The sequence below is a fragment of the Rufibacter ruber genome (assembly GCF_014138425.1).
Taxonomy (GTDB): domain Bacteria; phylum Bacteroidota; class Bacteroidia; order Cytophagales; family Hymenobacteraceae; genus Nibribacter; species Nibribacter ruber_C.
Genome location: NZ_JACJIQ010000015.1, coordinates 1 through 21562, shown reverse-complemented (window position 1 = coordinate 21562; position 21562 = coordinate 1). Strand labels below are relative to the sequence as shown.

At 50.1% G+C, this 21562-nt stretch carries 18 protein-coding genes; 6 read left to right on the top strand and 12 right to left on the bottom strand.

The features are described from left to right. Positions 1-61: 61 nt before the first annotated feature. Entirely contained in the window at positions 62-775 is a 714-nt protein-coding gene (locus tag FHS90_RS16225) for a 16S rRNA (uracil(1498)-N(3))-methyltransferase (RefSeq protein WP_182513830.1), read from the bottom strand. Between the two features lie 126 nt (positions 776-901). Next, a complete protein-coding gene (pckA, locus tag FHS90_RS16220; protein WP_182513829.1) occupies positions 902-2515 on the bottom strand; it encodes a phosphoenolpyruvate carboxykinase (ATP) in 1614 nt (537 codons plus the stop codon). 269 nt (positions 2516-2784) lie between these two features. On the opposite strand from pckA, the gene FHS90_RS16215 reads away from it, so the two are divergent. The 3 genes from FHS90_RS16215 (at position 2785) to FHS90_RS16205 (ending at position 6005) form a co-directional block, all read left to right on the top strand. Beyond that, complete coding sequence (locus tag FHS90_RS16215) at positions 2785-4299, top strand: peptide MFS transporter (protein WP_281367927.1); 1515 nt, start codon at positions 2785-2787, stop codon at positions 4297-4299. Positions 4300-4456: 157 nt separating this feature from the next. Further along, positions 4457-5296, top strand: coding sequence for a glycoside hydrolase family 25 protein (locus FHS90_RS16210; protein WP_082893427.1), 840 nt, complete (start codon positions 4457-4459; stop codon positions 5294-5296). 115 nt (positions 5297-5411) lie between these two features. Continuing rightward, positions 5412-6005 (top strand): hypothetical protein, encoded by a 594-nt coding sequence (locus FHS90_RS16205; RefSeq protein WP_066831201.1) that lies wholly within the window; start codon positions 5412-5414, stop codon positions 6003-6005. A gap of 120 nt (positions 6006-6125) precedes the next feature. Here FHS90_RS16205 and groL read toward each other — a convergent pair whose 3' ends face one another. The 10 genes from groL to FHS90_RS16155 all read right to left on the bottom strand — a co-directional run bounded on the left by groL (position 6126) and on the right by FHS90_RS16155 (position 17553). Beyond that, positions 6126-7769, bottom strand: a complete 1644-nt coding sequence (groL, locus tag FHS90_RS16200; protein WP_182513827.1) for a chaperonin GroEL — start codon at positions 7767-7769, stop codon at positions 6126-6128. A gap of 48 nt (positions 7770-7817) precedes the next feature. Next, entirely contained in the window at positions 7818-8108 is a 291-nt protein-coding gene (gene groES / locus FHS90_RS16195) for a co-chaperone GroES (protein ID WP_066831331.1), read from the bottom strand. A gap of 319 nt (positions 8109-8427) precedes the next feature. Then, entirely contained in the window at positions 8428-8808 is a 381-nt protein-coding gene (gene secG / locus FHS90_RS16190; RefSeq protein WP_066831195.1) for a preprotein translocase subunit SecG, read from the bottom strand. Between the two features lies 1 nt (position 8809). Then, positions 8810-10417 (bottom strand): DUF8458 domain-containing protein, encoded by a 1608-nt coding sequence (locus FHS90_RS16185; RefSeq protein ID WP_182513826.1) that lies wholly within the window; start codon positions 10415-10417, stop codon positions 8810-8812. A 97-nt stretch (positions 10418-10514) separates the two neighbouring features. Continuing rightward, a complete protein-coding gene (locus FHS90_RS16180; protein WP_066831189.1) occupies positions 10515-11060 on the bottom strand; it encodes an LptE family protein in 546 nt (181 codons plus the stop codon). Then, positions 11041-12321: a sigma-54 interaction domain-containing protein gene (locus FHS90_RS16175; RefSeq protein WP_066831187.1), complete on the bottom strand. Its 1281-nt coding sequence runs from the start codon at positions 12319-12321 to the stop codon at positions 11041-11043. The genes FHS90_RS16180 and FHS90_RS16175 overlap by 20 nt, the downstream gene beginning before the upstream one ends. A 79-nt stretch (positions 12322-12400) precedes the next feature. Next, positions 12401-13837, bottom strand: a complete 1437-nt coding sequence (miaB, locus tag FHS90_RS16170) for a tRNA (N6-isopentenyl adenosine(37)-C2)-methylthiotransferase MiaB (protein WP_066831184.1) — start codon at positions 13835-13837, stop codon at positions 12401-12403. A 386-nt stretch (positions 13838-14223) separates the two neighbouring features. Continuing rightward, entirely contained in the window at positions 14224-15555 is a 1332-nt protein-coding gene (locus tag FHS90_RS16165) for an anthranilate synthase component I family protein (protein WP_246387100.1), read from the bottom strand. 158 nt (positions 15556-15713) lie between these two features. Further along, positions 15714-16448 (bottom strand): zinc ribbon domain-containing protein, encoded by a 735-nt coding sequence (locus FHS90_RS16160; RefSeq protein WP_066831178.1) that lies wholly within the window; start codon positions 16446-16448, stop codon positions 15714-15716. Positions 16449-16455: 7 nt separating this feature from the next. After that, entirely contained in the window at positions 16456-17553 is a 1098-nt protein-coding gene (locus FHS90_RS16155) for a Nif3-like dinuclear metal center hexameric protein (RefSeq protein ID WP_182513825.1), read from the bottom strand. Positions 17554-17612: 59 nt separating this feature from the next. On the opposite strand from FHS90_RS16155, the gene lpxK reads away from it, so the two are divergent. The 3 genes from lpxK to FHS90_RS16140 all read left to right on the top strand — a co-directional run bounded on the left by lpxK (position 17613) and on the right by FHS90_RS16140 (position 21384). Continuing rightward, complete coding sequence (gene lpxK / locus FHS90_RS16150; protein ID WP_246387097.1) at positions 17613-18683, top strand: tetraacyldisaccharide 4'-kinase; 1071 nt, start codon at positions 17613-17615, stop codon at positions 18681-18683. A gap of 8 nt (positions 18684-18691) precedes the next feature. Continuing rightward, positions 18692-20647, top strand: coding sequence for a putative porin (locus FHS90_RS16145; protein ID WP_182513824.1), 1956 nt, complete (start codon positions 18692-18694; stop codon positions 20645-20647). Positions 20648-20790: 143 nt separating this feature from the next. Further along, positions 20791-21384, top strand: a complete 594-nt coding sequence (locus FHS90_RS16140) for a tRNA isopentenyl-2-thiomethyl-A-37 hydroxylase MiaE (RefSeq protein WP_182513823.1) — start codon at positions 20791-20793, stop codon at positions 21382-21384. The last annotated feature ends 178 nt before the right edge of the window (positions 21385-21562 follow it).

The following is a 21562-nucleotide window of genomic DNA, read 5'->3' as shown; positions in this document are numbered from 1 at the left end:
CAGGTGAATGTTGCCCCTAATGGTCACATATAAATCTATAGTGTAGAAAGGCTCTACAATGTTAAACGTCCAGTAGTACATGTATGGTATGACAGGCAGCCAGGGCAGCCGTCTCAGTGCGGAGGCGGCTGGAGCCAAGGGTGACAGGGGCAAAACCTGCCTGTAAAGCCTGTTCTACCTCCTCTGTGGTGAAGTCCCCTTCTGGCCCAATAAGAACAAGAAATTCACCCTGCCCTGTGATACGTTTTGATAGTGCCTGCCGCTCCTGGCCTTCTACCAAATGGGCAATAAACTTATCACCGTGGTGGTTGTTCTGGATAAACTCCTTATAACGTATTAGGCCATTGAGCTTTGGAAGATAAGCCTTCAAGGACTGCTTCATGGCACTGACGGCGATTTTCTCAATCCGGTCCAGGTTCAGTGCTTTCCTTTCAGAGCGGGCACACTGCAGGAAAGTGATCTCATCAATGCCCATCTCTACGGCTTTCTCTACAAACCACTCCATGCGGTCCATGTTCTTGGTGGGCGCCACCGCCACGTGAATAGAGTAAGGGCGCTGACCAAACTGCATCTGTCTATGTACTACCTGAAGCCTGGTCTTTTTGGCAGTGGCCTCTGTGATCTCAGCGGTATAGAAGCCGCCTTTGCCATCTACAAGCGTTACCTGATCACCCATTCCCAGTCTCAGCACCCTGGAGCAATGCTTTGATTCCTCTTCAGACAAGGTGTATTCCTGGGCGTCTGGCGCAAGGTCTGGTGTATAAAAGAGATGCATAGGTTGCTGTTTTGGGGCCGTTTTTCCAAAAATAAGCCAAAAACAGAAAGGTTGTGCCTTCTTATAAAAAAAGCCTCCCACTAAATGGAAGGCTTTATTAAGTGAAGGAAGTAATTAAAAAAAGCTTTATACCTCAACCGCCACCTCAGGGGCGCCAGCTAGTATTTCATCGTTTGCGAAATCAGCATACTTGCTGAAGTTTTTAATAAATGAACGGGCCAATTCATTGGCCTTATGGTCATAGGCCTCTTTGTCAGACCAGGTGTTGCGCGGGTTCAGGATGTCGGCCGGAACGTGAGGGCAGCTTTCTGGCATCTCCACGCCAAATACAGGGTGTTTGACAAAAGAAACCTCGTCTAAGGCACCGTTAAGGGCAGCAGTGATCATGGCCCGGGTATAGCTAAGCTTCATGCGGGACCCGGTTCCGTAGGCACCACCTGTCCAACCCGTATTCACCAGCCACACATTCACATTGTTTTCTGTCATTTTCTTGCCCAGCATCTCTGCGTAGCGGGTAGGGTGGAGTGGCAGGAAAGCGGCCCCGAAACAAGCCGAGAAGGTAGTCTGTGGTTCTGTAACCCCCACCTCTGTCCCGGCTACTTTGGCTGTATAGCCAGAGATAAAGTGGTACATGGCCTGGCACTTGTTCAGGCGGGAGATAGGAGGCAGCACCCCAAAGGCATCTGCCGTCAGGAAGAAGATATTCTTGGGAATACCGGCCCGTGACGGTTCAACGGCATTCTCAATGTGATAAATAGGGTAGGCGGTACGGGTATTCTCCGTGACTGATTTGTTTGTGTAGTCAACGGTACGGGTACCCTCTATAAAACGGGTGTTCTCTACAATTGCCCCAAACTTAATGGCATCCCAGATCTGGGGCTCTTTTTCCCGGGTCAGGTCAATCACTTTGGCGTAACAGCCGCCTTCAAAGTTGAAGACACTGTCTTTGGTCCAGCCGTGTTCGTCATCGCCAATGAGACCGCGTTCAGGGTCGGCAGAAAGCGTCGTTTTGCCCGTTCCAGATAATCCGAAGAAAATAGCGGTGTCACCGTCTTTGCCCACGTTGGCAGAACAGTGCATTGAGAGGGTGTTTTTCTCATGCGGTAAGAGGTAATTCAAGACTGAGAAAATGCCTTTCTTCATTTCACCGGCATAACCCGTACCCCCAATCAGGATCATCTTGCGGCTGAAATTTATGATGGCAAAGTTGGCCTGTCTGGTTCCGTCTACGGCTGGATCAGCTTCAAACTCAGGGGCACAGATAATGGTGAAATCAGGAGTGATAGTTTCAAGTTCTTTGGCGGAAGGCCGCAGGAACATATTGTTGCAGAAGAGGTTATGCCAAGCTTGGGTATTGACAATACGAAGGTTCAACCGGTATTCTGGATGGGCGCCGGCATAGGCATCCCGCACATAAAGGGTACAGCCAGAGAGGTGGGCCACCATCTTCTGGTAAAGGGCATCAAATTTGGCTGGTTCAAAGGCTATGTTCACATCACCCCACCATACTGAATCCTGGGTGTTCTCATCCCGCACCACAAAGCGGTCTTTGGGGGAGCGGCCGGTAAACTTGCCGGTATCGCACATCAAAGCCCCAGTGTCAGTTAAGAACCCTTCGCCGTTCTGTAGAGCCGCCTCAACCAACTCTGCTGGAGTCAAATTCCAAAGAATTTCTTTGGCTTCTGTAATCCCTAAACTACTAAGATCCATACCGGTCCGTTTGTTGCCAAATTCTTTCATAAAGGAAGTATTTATTTTTAATTTCTTAAACCGAAAGCGTTATTTTCCTTTTCAGCTGACAAAATTATAAAAAAACTAACACATGTTATCTTTTTTACGCAAAAGTTGCACAGGCGGGGGTAAATTTTGTGTGTCTATTCTGAATATGGTATATTTACCTTCTTTGTAACATCACTTACTATTCAAACAACTCTTTTTTTATGTCTGAAAAAGATCATCCACTTACTGATCAAGTCAGCAAGCATAATATTCCGTATGGCGAGCAAGAAATGAATCTTGGGAAAAAGCACCCCAGCGGATTGTTCGTACTTTTTTTTACAGAGATGTGGGAACGCTTTAGCTACTACGGGATGCGGGCCTTATTCGTGCTCTTTCTAACTTCCTCCCTGGCAGACGGCGGATGGGCATGGGAGAGGGATTCTGCCTTGCAACTGTACGGTATTTATACAGGCTTGGTGTACCTTACTCCTATTATTGGCGGTTTTATTGCAGACAGGTTTACCGGCTACCGCACGGCCATTATTCTGGGCGCATTGCTGATGACTCTGGGCCATGCCAGCTTAGCTGTTGAAACAGAAGTTTTCTTCTACATTGGTTTGGTCCTGATCATTTTAGGGAACGGGTTGTTTAAGCCAAATATTTCAACCATGGTGGGTCAGCTGTATACAAAGAACCCAGAAAAGAAAGATGCGGCTTATACCATCTTCTATATGGGGATTAATTCAGGCGCTTTCCTGGGCATTCTTCTTTGCGGGTACATTGGCGAGAAAGTAGGCTGGAGCTGGGGCTTCGGTTTGGCGGGTATCTTTATGCTGTTTGGCATGTTGCAGTTTGCCTTCTCCAAGAAATTATTCGGGAACATTGGATTATCCCCCAAAACACTGTTAGACTCAGGAAGTGCCGCAGCTGCCAAAGCAGAAGAAGCACCCGCTCATATTGTTAGGGACAGGCTGATTGTGATCTCTGTGCTCGCCTTCTTTGTGATCTTCTTCTGGATGGCCTTTGAGCAGGCAGGTGGCTCTATGACCATCTTTGCCAAAGACTATACCAACCGCCTGTTGCAGGGAGACAGTGCTAACCTCTTTAAATGGGCCAATGCTATTCTGGTGGTAGTGCCAATGCTCATTCTGACTGTTGTTCTCTGTAATCTCTTTAAGGAGACGTACAGCCGTATTCCTTTTTCAAACCTTTTTCTGGGTACCAGCTTTGTCATAATCTGGGGTATCATCATCTGGATGCTGAGGAGAGAGTTCATCTCTGATGCGACCGAGGTGCCGGCGTCCTGGTTCCAGATCCTGAACTCGTTCTTTATCATTTCCTGTGCCCCGCTCTTCTCCAAAATCTGGGAAAGCAAATACAACCCATCTGCTCCCGTGAAATTTGCCATTGGTTTATTCCTCCTGGGGTTAGGTTTTGGGATATTGGCATTTGGAGGTCTTGATATTCCGCAGGGTGCCAAAACCGCCTCTGTGAGTATGATTTGGCTAATCCTGGCTTATTTCTTCCATACCCTGGGTGAATTGTGCATCTCGCCGGTAGGTTTATCGTATGTGAGCAAACTGTCTCCTGCGCGTCTGGTAGGCTTAATGTTCGGTATCTGGTTTGTTGCCAACTTCGTTGCGAACACGTTGGCCGGTTGGACGGGATCTTATATTGATAAAATCACCGAGGCGTATTCTATCACAACCTTCTTCCTGATCTTCACCGCCCTGCCTATTTTGGCCGGCTTGGTAATGTTAGGTTTGAACGGAACCTTGAAAAGAAAAATGCACGGTATTGAATAGTTAGCTTCACTCCTTAGGGAAGCCTCTGCCACCTAGGTGGCAGAGGCTTTTTTTATTTTAACCCCGCAAGCCAGAAGAATTCTTAATTTTGCAGCGGGGTAGGCACTGTCTAAAAATCTTTCGGTTCTACCATCGTTTCACCTTTAGTTGACTTGCAGTGGCCGCCAGATCATCTTCCACCTCCCGCACCAGAAAATCCACTTCTAAAAAGAAGGCGGCGGCAGAAGGCAGCCTCTGGAAGCCTATACTTGCGGGTATTGCTGCTTTTCTGCTGCTGTGCCTGGCCCTTGAATACTACAAAGAGGGGGGGAGGCTGGCTTTCCTGAAACATAAAATTGACGAGGCTACCCAAACCAATACCTTGACCAAGTTCCACCCCAGCGGCTATGAAGTGGCGGGCCTGGATATATCCCATCACCAGCCCAGCGTGAACTGGAAACAGGTTAAGGCGCAAAAGATTAAATTCACCTTTATTAAAGCCACCGAGGGTATTACCCACCAGGACCGCTACTTTGCCAGACATTGGAAGCAGGCGAAGCAGCATGATGTTTTGCGCGGGGCATATCATTTCTTTTTACCCTCAAGAGACGCTGAAAAGCAGGCGAAGAACTTTCTGGACAAAGTAAAACTGGAGGCGGGAGACCTGCCGCCGGTATTGGATGTGGAGGTGACCAACCATCAGTCTGATGAGGAGATTGTAGCCGGGGTACAGCTTTGGCTGGACCTGGTAGAAGAGGAGTATGACCTCAAGCCCATCATCTATACCAATTATGCCTTCTATGAAAAGCACCTGGCCGGGCACTTTGATGATTATCCCCTCTGGATTGCCCATTACAATCCTAAAAAGAGTCATGAGATAGGCAACCGCAATTGGGTTTTCTGGCAGCATACCAGCACCGGAAAACTGAAAGGTGTGCGTGGCAATCTAGACCTAAACGTCTTCAACGGCACCATGGAAGACCTCTACAATATGTGCTATGAGCCCGCCAGATTTTAATTTTATTTCCTGGGTACCATTCCATAAAGATTCTTTTGTAACTTCTTGATATTAAGGAACCAAGCCCCTGCTATTTTTGATTAGGTATCCATACATTCTACCTAAAACTATTCACATGTACCCCTTTATTAAAAAGCTACCCTTCCTGGCTCTTTGTCTGGCGTTTTCAGCCTGTTCACTGGAAGACCTGATCTCTTCAGATGAACCCGCCGCAGGAGAGGAGGGCGTCAATTATGTTATTGAGTCAGGTGACCATGAGACAACCAATCCACTGAGAACCTTAAAGCAGAGCAAACTGGTTTTTGAGGTGAAGTTTGACTCTACCGCCATCTACAAAACCAAGAACCCTACAAACCAGGCAGACATCAACAAGCTTTACGGCATGTCTGACTGCGGCAGCTTTCACCACACCAACAGCGCCCGCTTTGGGTGGAGATGGTATAAAGACAGGCTGGAGCTGATGGCGTATTCTTATGCTGACGGAAAGAACACATCCACGTTCATCACCGCCATTGACCTGAACAAGTGGTACTCCTGTGAACTGTCTTTGTCTGATTCTAAATACACGTTCAAGGTAGACGGCAAAAAAGCAGTGGAACATTCCCGTAGCTGCACAGGTGAGGGCAACGGCTATCAATTATACCCTTATTTTGGCGGTGATGAGACAGCCCCTCATAAAATCAACATCAAGATAAAAGAGAAGAAATAGCCTGTTTCTGTTTTCGGGCTGTTTTAGCCAAAACAGCCCGAAAACAGAAATCATAGCCAATAAAAAAGCCCCAGCTTTGCAGCCGGGGCTTTTTTATTTATCAGCGTGCGCTGGGACAGATTACATCATGCCACCCATGCCGCCCATGCCACCTGGCATACCGGCACCGGCGCCAGCACCGGCTTCCTCTGGCTCGTCAGCAATCACGCACTCAGTAGTCAGCAGCAGGCTGGCCACAGAAGCAGCGTTCTCTAAGGCAAGGCGCGTTACTTTGGTAGGGTCAATGATACCAGCGGCAAACATGTTCTCAAACTTGTCATCACGGGCGTTGTAACCGAAGTCTGCCTTACCGGCACGTACCTGGTTTACAATCACAGAACCTTCACCACCGGCGTTGGCCACAATGGTTCTCAAAGGAGCTTCCAGGGCAGTTCTGATAATCTGCACTCCGGTTTTCTCATCCTCGTTACGGGTTTCTACGCTGTCCAGGGCATCTAATGCACGGATCAGGGCAACACCACCACCGGCCACAATACCTTCTTCTACGGCAGCTCTGGTAGCGTGCAAGGCATCATCAACGCGGTCTTTCTTCTCTTTCATCTCCACCTCAGTAGAGGCACCAATGTAAAGGATGGCTACTCCGCCAGAAAGCTTAGCCAGGCGCTCCTGCAGCTTCTCACGGTCATAGTCAGAAGTGGTTTTCTCAATCTGAGCTTTGATCTCATTCACACGGGCAGTAATACCGTCTTTGGTACCGCGGCCGTTTACAATGGTAGTATTGTCTTTGTCAATGATCACACGCTCAGCCTGCCCCAGGTAATCTAAGGTAGCGTTGTCCAGTTTGTAACCGCGCTCTTCAGAAATCACCGTACCACCGGTCAGGATGGCGATGTCTTCCAGCATGGCTTTTCTGCGGTCACCGAAACCTGGAGCCTTCACGGCCGCAATTTTCAGAGAGCCGCGCAGTTTGTTTACTACCAGAGTGGCAAGGGCTTCGCCGTCTACATCTTCAGAGATGATCACCAGCGGCTTACCGGTTTGTACCACTTGCTCCAATACTGGAAGCAGTTCTTTCATGGTAGAAACTTTCTTGTCGTAGATCAGGATGTACGGGTTGTCAAACTCAGCCTCCATTTTCTCAGGGTTGGTCACGAAGTAAGGAGACAGATAACCGCGGTCAAACTGCATCCCTTCCACCGTTTTTACTTCGGTCTCAGTTCCTTTTGCCTCTTCAACGGTGATCACACCGTCTTTGCCTACTTTGTCCATGGCGTCAGCAATCATCTGACCAATTTCCACGTCATTGTTGGCAGAGATGGTACCTACCTGGGCAATCTCAGAAGAGTTTTCAATTTTCTTAGACTGGGCCTTCAGGTTCTCTACCACTTTCAGAACGGCTTTGTCAATACCGCGTTTCAGGTCCATTGGGTTGGCACCGGCGGCCACGTTCTTAGAACCGGCACCGTAGATAGCCTGCGCCAGAACGGTGGCAGTTGTAGTACCGTCACCGGCAGAGTCTGCGGTTTTAGAGGCAACCTCTTTCACCAGCTGTGCGCCCATGTTTTCCACGGCGTCTTTGAGTTCAATTTCTTTGGCAACAGTCACACCGTCTTTGGTGATGCTGGGAGCGCCAAATTTCTTGTCAATAATCACGTTGCGGCCTTTAGGGCCAAGGGTTACTTTCACGGCATTTGCCAGAGTATCCACGCCTTTTTTAATCTTATTGCGCGCTTCTACGTCGAAAGAAATGTTTTTAGATGCCATAGTTTCTTAAAATAGATTATGGTGGTTGATGTGTTTAACAGGATGAGATTAAAGAACCGCCAGGATGTCAGACTCCCGCATGATCAGGTAGTCGGCTCCTTCCAAGGAGATCTCAGTACCGGCATACTTGCCGTACAATACTTGGTCGCCAACTTTCAACTGTGACTTTACTAAAACACCTTGATCGGAGATTTTTCCTTCTCCTACGGCTACTACTTCGCCGCGCTGTGGTTTTTCTTTGGCAGTATCTGGGATGATGATACCAGACTTGGTTTTTTCTTCAGCCGCAGCAGGTAACACAATTACTCTGTCTGCCAATGGTTTTAGATCTAAGGCCATAGGTTTGTTATAAGATTTATTTAAGTTAACGATAATGTTCTGCAGCACACCTGCCACAGACGGTAAGGCTACTAGCGATTCCTGTGCCAACTCCGCATTTCTGCCATCTTTGCCGCTTTTCTGCCCCTGCCACTCTGCCAAGATTACGCTTGTACTGACACCACCCGCCCCGCCGACTTTAAAAATGTCAGTTTAAGTGTGAGCCAGGTGGCGTTTCTGGCCTGTTTTCAGAAAAACAGGCCAGAAACAGAAAGGGTAAAAAAAAATCCGAACCGGTAAAGGTTCGGATTCCAATAAAGGGCTATAGTAACGGTTTTGATTATTGGGCTGTGTCTGTGGCCGGGGCAGCCGCCGGCGTTTGGGCAGGAGCGGTAGCTCCCGGGCCTTGCTGCGGAATAGCGGGAGCCGCTGGGGCAGGGGCAGGTGCTTGCCCGGCGCGCTGTTCGTTTACGCTGCGAACCTCTGCGCCTCCATCAGAAACAATCATGTGGGAGCAAAGGGTTAAAACAATAATACCAATGGCAAAGCCCCAGGTCAGTTTCTCTAGAAGGTCGCCGGTGCGTTTCACCCCCATCAACTGGCTGGTACCGCCACCGCCAAACTGGCTGGACAACCCGCCACCTTTGGAGTTCTGAGACAATACTACCAACACCAACAACACACAAAGGAAGAGGATAACGCTGATCAGGGCAATGTACATACTAAGGTTCGTTTCTTAATTTTTCAATTTGTTGTGCAAAGTAACTCTTTTTTTCGGGAAACTTTACAATGAGCTGCTCATAAATTTTAACGGCTTTCCGGCCTTTGCCTTGTTTGATGTAAATCTGCGCCAGGTTCTCAGAGGCAAGGTTCTTCTTAATTTTAGAGCTCTTCGCTGAAAGGTCTTCCTGCGGCTCATTCTTCTGCTGCACACTGGCCAGCGTCTTTAACCGGGAATTAGATTTCAGGAACTGGTTAATGATGTCCAGCTGCTGGTCCAGTTTAGCAGCCGGGGCCTCAGCGGCAGGTACGCGCTTCTCCGTTGCATTCTGCCTTACATGCTCCAGAATCAGGTCAGGCTGGAAGTAGTAGGGCTTGGCAGACGTTAACTCATCTTTCAGCTGCAGGCTCTCACCCAGGCGGCTGGAGTCCATCCAGTAGGCCAGGCTGTTCTGGTAGAATATGTTCAGATAGGAATCAGCTGCCGCTGTACCGGCAACTGCCACCTGGCCGTTAGCAGAGAAGGCCACTGTTGGGTACTGGTAGGCCTGTTGTTCTGTGGGCTGCTGCTCCGTTACAAAGGCATTGGGCGCAAGCGAAACCTCAAGTGCGGCTGTGTTCTCAGTGCTGTTTTCTGTGAACGCTGCCTCCGGCTCAGAATCTACCTCCACTGCAGCAGGAGGTAAGGCGTTGTTTTCGGCTTTTAATGAGGTAGATACAATTTCAGAAACAATCTCCTCATGGGTAAAAGCGATGGGAGGTTTAGGCGCCGTATAGGTAAACAGGCTATTGATCTGGATTAAATCAAAGAGCTCAGTTTCATCTTCCTGGCTGGTATCCTGAGATATGTTCTCTGCTTCTGAAGCAACGGTTGTCTCTGGTTCTTCAGAGACAACCTTACTGGTTCCCTCCGGTACAGCCTCTAAGACATCCTCTTCAGGAAGGTCGGGTGATTCTGGATGTTGGGGAAAGGTGTCTTCTACCAGAGTAACTTCTGGTGCTGCCTCTGCCACCTCTGCACGTTCTGGAGCCGCTTCCTGGGGTTCCTCCAGTGCTTCGGGTAACACCTCCTGCAGGTCTTCTTCGTCCAGAGAGGCAAGGGCCTCCAGAATGGCGGCTTCAGGCGCTAGAGAAGGGTCATAGCCTATGGCAAGCTTTTCTTCGCTATGCAGTTCCTCTTCTGTGAAAGGGGCTGTTGGTATGGGGTCCTGCAAATACGCGTCAGCTTGCTCTTCTGTTTCTGCGGCAACCAATACCACGTCCTCCACATCAGCCTGCACGAAGCTGTTTTCGGCCTGTTTTTCAGAAACCAGCTCTAATACAGGAACAGCGGTTTCGTCTGGCGCAGGCGGCGGCACCAACACTTCCTGCACATGGGGCTGGGAGTAAACCAGGCGTTTCAGGAGCTGGCGGTTTGAAACATGCGCCGCTGCCCGTCTCAGTTTCTGGGTAGACAGCATGCTGCCGCGGTCATACGCGGCTTTGGCCAATAGAACATGGGCGGTCTGACAATACGGAAACGATACCACCAGTTTCTCCAGGTCTTCCACTTCCTGGTCCTGAATGGGGGCCACCTGCCGTACAATATTTAGAAATGCCGCTTTGTTCATGTAATCTTTGCCTCAAGCCTTCTTTAGGCAAGTGAAATTAGTATAATTTGAGAAGTCTTGAAAGTCCTTTTTCTCTAAAAAAAAGCCTTTTCTGAGCTTACCAGTTGGCCACAGTACTGGTAAAAACCTTATAAATTATTGGCTCTGTGATTCTTTGGATCTGTGGTCTTTGGATCTGGTTGATGTCCTGGGAAATGGGGAAGTCAAAGAACCCGGAAAAGCTCCGGTCAAAGCTGTTGGCCTGGTTTTTTGTATCTGTATAGTTGATCTGTATCACAATGGTCAACCGGTTGGCTCCCGCCTGGTCTAAGCCAATGTTCCCTCCGGCGGGCACGTCTGTGCGTTGTATTGCCGCCGGACTGAATGAGTAACTGGTGATCTGGCCGTTAATCTGCAAGTCACCGCCCTGAGGCACCAGACGCAGAGACGTGTTGCGCTGGAAATAGTCTTTGAAATCTTCTGTGATAAACTGCTGAAGGTTGGAAGGCCCCTGCCCAGAGGCGTTGCTGAAGTTGGTGATGGAGATGGTTTTGATCTCTGGTGAGATGTTGGTGCCGGTAAAGGAGTAGCAGCCGCCTAGCAGCAGCACCAGGCAAAGCAAGGGGATCAGGCGTAAAAAGGGCTTACAGGTCTTCAAGGTCATATTGTTTTAATTTGCGGTAGAGGGTGCGTTCAGAGATGCCCAGGTCTTTGGCGGCATACTTGCGTTTGTTCCCGTGCTTCTTTAACGCTTTCAGGATCATTTCCTTTTCTTTATGCTCCAAAGAAAGGCTCTCTTCTTCGGTTTCATGGGAGATGTCCTCTACTTTTTCCTCGTATTCATCGGGTTCATGTTCATCAACCGTGAGAACATACCCGTCTCTGCGTTCCGGGGCACGGTACACCGGCGGCTGCTCATACGCCGGCCTTACCTCATCAAACAAATGCCGGTTGGCCTTGAGGAGTTCCGCGTCTTCCTGCTGATGTGATAATAAGTCAAACACCACCTGCTTGAGGTCGTTCATGTCTTTGCGCATGTCAAAGAGTACCTTGTAGAGCAAGTCGCGCTCTGAGATCCCGCTGGCGTTATCAGGCGCCCCGGCAGCGTGAAAGAGGGCCGGCAGCTGGTTCATCTGCTCCTGCGGAAGGTACCTGCGCAGCGTATCGCGGTCAATTTCCTTCTCATGCTCCAGCACTGAGATCTGCTCCACAATGTTTTTCAACTGCCTGATGTTGCCCGGGAACCGGTAACGCAGCAACTCTTGCACCGCCTCGGGCTGCAGCATGATGGGCTTCACGTGGTACCGCTCTGCAAAGTCACTGGCAAACTTCCGGAACAGCAGGTGCACGTCTTCTCCGCGTTCCCGCAACGGCGGAACATTGATGGGCACCGTGTTCAGGCGGTAGTACAGGTCCTCTCTGAACTGGCCGCGCTCCACTGCCTGTAAAAGGTTCACATTGGTGGCCGCCACCACCCGCACATCTGTCTTCTGCACCTTAGACGACCCTACTTTGATGAACTCTCCGTTCTCCAGTACCCGCAACAGACGCGCCTGGGTGCCCAGCGGCATCTCACCAATCTCATCCAGGAAGATGGTGCCGCCGTTGGTGACTTCAAAATAGCCTTTCCGGGCTTCCTGCGCCCCGGTGAACGAACCTTTTTCGTGGCCGAACAATTCTGAGTCAATGGTTCCTTCAGGGATGGCACCACAGTTAATGGCAATGAATTGGCCGTGTTTACGGGGGCTCAGCTGGTGAATGATCTTAGAGAACGATTCTTTTCCGCTGCCACTCTCCCCGGTGATCAGGACCGTCATTTCAGTGGGGGCCACCTGCACGGCCACCTGTATGGCATGGTTCAGCAACGGGGAATTACCAATAATCCCAAACCGCTGCTTTACTGACTGTATATCAAATTCGCGCATGTTTCTGATGTGCTAGAGTGGAAATGTGCTGAAGGGCTGTTTTACTGGTAGCCCGTGAGTGATTTGATTCAGCAGCACACTAAAGAACCGGTTCCCCAAACAAGGTGCCCACTGAACATTCATTGATCAGAACGTTCACGTAGTCGCCTTTCTTGAAATGCATCTTAGGGAAGATGACCACCTTGTTCTGGTCATTGCGGCCACTGAGCATTTCCTCTGAACGCTTGGAGAAACCTTCTACCAGCACTTTGTGCACCTGCCCAACCGCCAGCTGGTTCCGGAGGTGCGAGTATTCCCGCTGTTTGTCAATGATCTCCTGGAGGCGGCGCTTTTTAACTTCCAGCGGCACATCATCCTGCAGTTTTCTGGCGGCCAGGGTACCCGGGCGCTCTGAGTAGAAGAACATGTAGGCGTAGTCATACTGCACGAAATCAATCAGGGAAAGCGTGTCCTGGTGCTCTTCCTCGGTTTCTGAGCAGAAGCCAGCAATCATATCAGTGGAAATGCCGCAGTCTACCCCTAAAATTCTCCTGATGGCATCTACCCGCTCCATGTACCAGGTGCGGTCATAGGTCCGGTTCATGAGTTCCAGAATACGGGAGTTCCCGCTCTGGGCGGGCAGGTGAATGTACTTGCAGATGTTGTCATACTTTTTCATGGTGTACAACACTTCATCTGTAATGTCTTTGGGGTGGGAGGTGGAGAACCGCACCCGCAGGTCTGGGCTGATCAGCGCCACGCGTTCCAGCAGCTGGGCAAAATTCACCTTCTCGGCACCGTCTTCAGACTGCCATTTGTACGAGTCTACGTTCTGGCCCAGCAGGGTCACCTCTTTATAGCCCTGGTTTACCAGTTCCTGCGCCTCACGCACCACTGAGTGGGCGTCACGGCTGCGTTCACGGCCGCGGGTGAACGGTACCACGCAGAAGGAGCACATGTTGTCACACCCCCGCATAATGGAGACAAAGGCGCTCACGCCGTTGCTGTTCAGTCGCACGGGGTTGATGTCAGCGTAGGTTTCCTCCCGTGAAAGGAGCACGTTGACTGCTTTGTGGCCGCCGTCCACTTCATTGATAAGCGCGGGTAGATCACGGTAAGCATCTGGCCCCACCACCAGGTCAACCATTTTCTCCTCTTCCAGCAGGTTTTTCTTGAGGCGCTCTGCCATACAGCCCAGTACCCCCACCACCATGTGCGGCTTTTTCCTTTTCAGGTGCTGCAGCTGGGTAAGACGGTGCCGGACCGTCTGCTCTGCCTTTTCTCTGATGGAGCAGGTGTTGAGCAGAACCAGGTCGGCCTGCGTGACTTCTGCCGTGGTGTCAAAACCTGCCTCAAAGAGGATGGAGGTCACAATCTCACTGTCTGAGAAGTTCATCTGGCAGCCATAGCTCTCAATGTACAGCTTGCGCTGATGGCCGGTATTGGTTTCTGCGCTCACCTTGGTGTCACAGGAAGCGGCGGCTTGGTCAGGGGTACGGTTATCTATAAAGTCTAAGTCCAGAATGGGTGCTTGCATTGCTCTCACTTTAAAACGCAAAGATACTCAAATTCTCCCCGAATGTGACAGAATGGCAGTTGATTTTTTAATCCAAGGCGCCTGTTCCTTGACCAGCAGGCGCTTTGCATAAAAAGCAGATCATAAAATGATGGCTGCCGTGAAACAGGAGGGTAGGGGGATCTTCCTGCTTTCCCAGGAATGTTCTTCATCAATGCTGGGAAAGCAATCAAGGGCAGTCCTTTCCTATCTGGTGCAGGCACGTACCTGTGAGCCTATGGGGTGGCCCGGTTCTGTTTTCGGGCTGTTTTTCAAAAAACAGCCCGAAAACAGAAATACAGGCAGGCGCTCCTGTTCCAGGCAACGCTTTCATCAGGCCCAAAAGTGTACAGGACGGGATAAAGCCTTTATGAAAGAATCTTTAGAATGGCAGCCGCCTTGAGCAGGCACTCCTGGTATTCCTGCTCGGGGTCAGAGTCATAGGTAATGGCGCTGCCTACCTCAAAACTCACGTACCCTGAGGTTGCATTGTACTGCAGGCTCCGGATGACCACATTGAAATCAAAATCTCTGTTAGGTAAAAAATACCCGAAGCTGCCGGAATAGAGCCCCCGCTTGGTTTGCTCATAGGTTTCAATCAACTCCAGGGCCTTAATTTTGGGGGCTCCGGTCATGCTGCCCATAGGAAAAGCCGCTTGTAGCGCAGAAACGGCAGAAACCTCTGCGGGCAGCGTACCGGTGACGGTAGAAATCATCTGCCAGACATATTTGAACCCATACAGCCCGAAGAGCTCTTCAACCTGTACACTACCGGTTTCGGCTACACGGTTAAGGTCATTGCGTACCAGGTCTACAATCATCATATTTTCGGCCTGCTCTTTCTCGTTACTGGCCAGGGCCCTGCGCCGGGCCAGGTCTTCTGCCGGAGAACTGCCGCGCTTGCTGGTGCCTTTGATGGGCTGCGAGACCAACAGGTTCCCTTCTTTTTTCAGGAACCGCTCAGGGCTGGCGCACAGCAGGTACTTCTGCTGCAGTTTTAAAAAACCGGCAAAAGGAGTGGGCGAGGCCGCATTCAGTTTCCAGAACAGCGAAGCGGGTTCTAGCTGCGCGTTTTCAGCGTAAAATTCCTGGCAGTAGTTAACCTCGTAGACATCGCCTTCCAGAATATGTTGCCTGAGTTGCTGCACGGTCTGCACGTACTTCTCTTTAGATACCCGGGCTTGCGTTTTTAGCCTGTTTTCAGAAAAAGAGGTCAAAAACGCCCATGCATTGATTGTCTGTAAAATGACTTGAGGCTGTGCTACGGTAGAGAAAATGGTCACCTTTGCCTTGTCAAAAACAAACCACGTCTCTGGACGGAAAAAGTAGAGAGGGGGGAACCCAATGAAATCTGGGTGGTGGCTTTGCAGCTGCTCCAGCCCGTTTTTTAAATCATAGGTCAGAAAGCCCAGCAACGGCGTTTGCTGCTGCTGCTGGAGCAGGAGGCTGAGGTCTTGCCAGGAATGGGCGCAATCAACGCCAGGAGTCGCTTCTGCCCGCGCCCTAACCCCTAATATATTCTGGAAAGCCTGGTGGCGGTAAGGGATTTGGTTAGGTTCATAGTAAGCCACCGCCTCATGGTGTGCTTCTGCCCAAGCCAGGGCTTTCTGTTTCCAGAGGGAGACAGGAACGGGCAAAGAATCAAATGCCACTGAGAGCTGTTGCATACGCTTGTGAAAAACGGCTGCAAAGATAGGCATATTCCGGAGGTTCTTGTTGTAACGCGCGAAGGGAGGTATCTGCTTTCTGTTTTGGGCCTGTTTTCAGGAAAACAGGCCCAAAACAGAAAGACACAAAGCCTAAACAAAAAAGGATGGCTTGAGGCCATCCTTTTCCTGATTCAAATATAGAAGGTACGTTACGCAACCACTTTCTGCTCAACGTCTGCCAAGATACGGCCGCAGTGCTCGCAAACCGTTATCTTTTTCTTAGCGGCAATGTCTGACTGGCGCTGGGGGGGAACGGTGTTGAAACATCCGCCGCAGGCGTCACGCTTCACGGTTACCACGGCTAACCCGTTGCGCACGTTCTTTCTGATTCTGTTGTAGGCGAAAAGGAGACGCTCTTCAATCTGCTTGGTGGCCTCTTCCTTCTCCTGGTTCAGCTTGCGCTCGTCTTCCTCGCTCTCGTCTACCATCACCTGCAGTTCTGCATTCTTGGTGTTCAGGTCTTTCTGGCGCTCTTCCAGGCGGTTTTTGGTTTCCTGGATATCCTGGTTCTTCTGCTCAATCTGGAAGTTGGCCTCCCTGATTTTCTTCTCATTGATCTGGATCTCCAGTTTCTGCAGCTCAATTTCCTTGGTGATGGCGTCAAACTCACGGTTGTTGCGCACGTTCTCCTGCTGCTCCTCGTATTTTTTGATCAGCTTTTCGGCATCTTTGATACCCTGCTTACGATTGGCAATGGTTTGCTGAAGTTCGGCAATTTCCTCGTCAAATTTGTTTACGCGTACTTGGTAGCCGGCGATTTCATCTTCCAGGTCTCTTACCTCTTCAGGAAGGTCGCCTCTCACTTGTAGAATTTTGTCCAGTTGGGAATCTAAGCTCTGAAGTCTTAGAAGTGCATCTAACTTACTTGCTACAGTACTTTCCATGTATTATTTAGCTGTGTCTAACGGGATTTGTATTAGTATATGACAAATCGACTGCAAAATTAGAAAAAGATTTTGTAAGTATATCATAAAAAAGCTCCTTCGTGTAAACTTCGCTTTCATAATGCCCTACATCTACCAGCGCCATCTGGTTGCTGGCCTCAAAAAACTCATGGTATTTCAGGTCGGCGGTCAGGAATACATCGGCGCCGGCGGCTTTGGCGGGTCGGGTTAAGAAACTTCCCGCCCCGCCGCACACGGCCACTTTTTTGATAGGTTTCTCTGGCCAGGCCGTGTGGCGGAAGGTGTTGATGCTCAGGGCTTCTTTCACGTGTTGCACAAATTGTTCTGCCGCCATGGGTTCAGGCAATTCGCCCACCATGCCGGCACCCACTTCCTGGTTCTCGTTCTGCAGCGTTACCAGGTAATGGGCTACTTCTTCATACGGGTGGGCCTGTAGCAGCGCCTTCATGATCTGGTTTTGCTTAAAACCGGGAAAGATGACTTCTATCTTGTTCTCATTGGTTTCCTCGGTTTTGCAGGGCTCTCCCGTATGCGGGTTGGCTTGCGCCGAAGGGGTAAACCGTCCGGTGCCCGTTACCCTAAAACTGCAGTCACTGTACTCGCCAATCTGTCCGGCCCCGGCTTGGTGCAGAGCCGTCAGTACTTTCTCTGTGTCTTCAAGAGGTACGTAAGTTTCCAGCTTGGTCAGGATCTGGGTCTTGGGGGCCAGAATACGTGTCTTGGTGAGGCCCAGTTTTTCACAGAGCCTGGCATTGACCCCGTTGTGCACATGGTCTAAGTTGGTATGGCAGGCAAAAATGGCAATCTGGTGCTGCAGGGCTTTCAGTAAGATTCTCTCAACCGGCGTTTTCCCCGTCAGGCTCTTCAGGGGCTTGAAGATAACCGGATGGTGGGCCACTATTACATTGCAGCCTCTCTCAATGGCCTCCTGCACTACCTCTAAGGTACAATCTAACGTAACCAGCACGCCAGTGACCTTTGTTTCCGGGTCCCCAACCTGCAGGGAGGCGTTGTCATAAGATTCCTGATAGGCAGGCGGAGCGTATTGCTCCAGCACCTGCACCACTTCTTTTATTTTCGTCATAAGCTAGTTTCAGGGCGTGAAGCGCAAAGAAAGGTAAAATTCAGCTACTTTTGCACGGTATGCTGTCTGTATTGCGTCCTTTCCGGTTCCTGTTGCTGCCCTTTGCCTGGGGCTATGGGGGCGTGGTGTGGCTGCGCAACAAACTTTATGACTGGCAGGTGTATAGTACGTTTGCGGCACCCATTCCGGTGGTCTGCGTAGGCAACCTGACTGTGGGCGGCACCGGCAAAACCCCTCAGGTGGAGTATCTGGCCAGACTATTCAAGGGTAAAAAAATGGCTATCCTGAGCCGGGGGTACAAGCGTAAGACCAAAGGGTTTGTTTTGGCAGATGCTTCTGCCACCGCCGCTACGCTGGGCGATGAACCTTTCCAGTACGTGCAAAGCCTGCCCTGGGCTGCGGTAGCAGTCTGTGAGCGGCGGGCGGCGGGAATACAACAGCTGTTGCAACTGTTCCCTGACCTGGAGCTGATTTTGCTGGATGACGCCTTTCAGCACCGGGCGGTGAAGGCTAAGGTGAACCTCCTGCTCACTGACTATGGCCGTTTGTTTACCAAAGACTTTTTACTCCCTGTGGGGCTTCTGCGTGAACCAAAGGCTGGGGCAGGACGGGCAGATGCGGTAGTGGTGACCAAATGCCCTGCTGCTCTTTCAAACCAACAACAGCAGGCGATTACGGCTCAGATTGCCCGGTATACCCGCTCCAGTACCCCAATTTTCTTTTCTTACATACAATACGCCCCGGCCGTACCAATTGGCGCTGCTGCTACGTTAGGGAAGAAGCTTGTTTTAGTAACCGGCATCGCCAATGCCCAACCATTACTTGACTACCTGAAAAAGCAAGGGCATGACGTGGTGCACCATTTTGAATGGGCGGACCACAGTGACCTCACTCACTCTAAACTGGAGGAGGTGGTTTCTTTTTTTGGCAAGTCAGGCCAGCCGGCAGAAAGTATTGTCATGACGCAAAAAGATGCCGTAAAATGGCAGACCCCAGCGTTTCTTCCTGTATGGCAGAATCTGCCGGTATTTTATATTCCCATTGAGGTGGCGTTCACTTCAAGAAAGCCTTCTTTTGAGCCAACAATGAAGCAGTTGGTTTTCCCGGAAGGTTCAGATAATAATTTTTAATTTTGGACGTGAAGTACTCAAAATTTATAGCTGCCGTCATACTTCTTTGGGCAGGGACCTTTTCTTTCTCAGAGGCACAAGTAATAGATGACTCTACCAAGGCCATTTATGGTTCTGCCACGGTCAAAGTCATTTATGAACGCGATATTTTTAAGGGTGACACCGTTTTTTCGCCCATTGACACATTGCTGACAAATATGCAGGTGGTGAGGCACTGGTATTATGACAAAACCCTGCAACAGGATTTAGGGAACGTAGGCACTGCTGCCCAGCCCCTTTTCTGGAAGATGCCTCTCATCTTGGGTTCCCGGTTAGGGAGAAATGCGTTTGACGCCTACGCCGTGAATCCGGCAACCATTGAGTACTATGACACTAAATCTCCCTTTACCTATCTGAATTACCTGCAGGGAACCCTGGGGGAGCAGGTGTTCAGGGCAAAGCACACCCGTAACATCTCTCCTAACTGGAACGTGGGCATTGGGTATGAGCGGCTGAGCGCCGAGCGCCAGTTTGGGGCGTTCCGTATTGGGCAGGACGGGTTCTTAAGCCATTACGGTTTGCAGGCGTTTACCCATTACTTCAGCCCGAACCAACGGTACCGCCTGGTAGCCAACTTTGCCCAGACCAGTCATGAGCAGATTGAACTAGGGGGGATCAGGCCGAAACCAGGGGATACCCGGGACAGCCTTTTTGATTACAAAGATGAATCGGTTTGGTTGGAGCAGGCGGCCTCTGAGGAGAAAAGGTACCAGCTGCACGCCACCCAATGGCTTAGGTTAATTGGTTCTGGTCTGCAACTGTACCATACCTTAGACTACGGCAGCCAGAGCAATGATTTCTCAGAAAATGGCATTCCCTATCAGTCCATTGAAAACTCTAAAAGAAGAGAGTTGATTTTTTATCCTTCCGTTTTGCGTGACTCTGCTCAAACCGAAGACAATACCTACTTCCGGCAGATGGAAAACACCTTCGGGGTAATGGGGGCAACCAGGCTTTTCGTTTACAGGGCATATGCCAAAAGAAGGGATGGCCGGTATGAAACCCAGGCAAGGGATGCCATTTTGATTCCCATCACCCGTAACGGGCTGCCTGCAGATTCTGCGGGGTATGAACAGGATAAATCCACCCTGGACATTGCCGATAACTTTGTAGGGGGGCAGGCGCAATTCAGGCTCAGAAATGACATCTATGTCACCACAGATGCAGAATTCCAGATTGGCGGTGGGGACTACCGGATCAATGCCGAGGCAAAATACAAGTACTTGGCCTTTAGGCAAACCCGTACCTCTTACTCACCCACACTCACGCAGCGGAGGCTGCTCAGCAACCATTTTGAATGGTCTAACAGCTTTAAAAACGTGTCTGTGAACCAGACAGCCGCAACCGCAGAGGCTACGGTGAAGAATCATTATTTCTTTGCTGAGTTGCAGTTCTCCAACATACGTGATTACGTGTTTTACCAGGATTCTATTGGGGGAAAGTGGGCTGAACCAGAACAGGTGTCCGGGGCTATCAACCTGGTGCAGGGGGTGCTTCGGCATAAATTCAATCTGAAGCATTTTGTGTTTGACAACACGCTCTACTACAACAGCTCCAGCGGACCAAAAGCCATCCGGATGCCGGAGTGGTACGTGAATGCCAAGGCGTACTGGGAAGGGCCGCTCTTCAAAAAAGCCATCTTCCTGCAGACCGGCCTTGAGATGAACTGGCATACTGATTACTATGCAGACGGGTACATGCCCGTGACCCAGCAGTTCCATCTGCAGAACTCCTTCCTGATTACCCGGTACCCCACGTTTGATGTCTTCTTGAACACAGATATCAAAACGGTGAACCTGTTCCTGAAGCTAAGCCACATCAACAACATAACCAGCGGCTGGGAGCAAGGCTACTTCACCACCCCGTATTATGCTGCCAACCCCTTCAGCTTCCAGTTTGGGGTGAAATGGAATTTCTATGACTAAGGTCTTCACCTCACTATAATTCCCAGAACAAGCCAGTGTGCAGTTTCTGTTTTTGGCCTGTTTTCTTAAAAACAGGCCAAAAACAGAAAGACATTTTCTTCCCATATAAAAACTCTCCTTCACCCTTAACTTCTCCAGAAATCGTGGCCAAAACTATCCTGAGACTTGAGCTGCCAACAGATCCGCGGTGGGTAAACATTGCCGAAATGAACATCAGAGATATTCTGGTGGACCATGCCTTTTGTGAGCAGAAGGCGGCTTCTTCTGGTATATCACTCATAGTGAAGTACCCAGACAAAACCAGGCTGGTAGAAGAAATGACCGCCCTGGTGGCAGAGGAGTGGAGCCATTTTGAGCGGGTGCTGGACGAGCTCAAAAAACGCGGCTATGAGTTGGGCCGCAACCGCCCAGACGAGTACGTGGTGCAGCTGAGCAAACACATCAGGAAAGGGGATAAGCGGGAGCGCCAGCTCATGGACCACCTGCTGGTTAACGCCCTCATTGAGGCCAGGAGCTGCGAACGGTTCAAGTTGCTCTGGAAGAACATCAAAGACGAAGAGCTGCAGAAATTCTATTATGAACTCATGGTCTCAGAAGCAGGCCATTATGTGAGTTATGTGAAATTAGCCAAGGAATACATGCCCAAAGAGGTAGTAGATGCCCGCCTGAAAGAACTGCTGGAAATTGAAGCCACCATCATCGCTAGCCTGGAGCCAAGGCCAGATAGAATGCACTAAGGGAAAGGCTGGCCAAATCCAAGAAAATAAGTTTTATTGCAAAAAGAAGAAAGTTCAGCGGCTTCGGCTTGTATTTTTATACTGAAGCTGTTTAGAGTTTAATAACTTCCAAAGAATTAGGGAGGTAAAAGTGTTTGCGACAACATTTCTCACCAAGCCCTAACTCAATGGAAGCGAT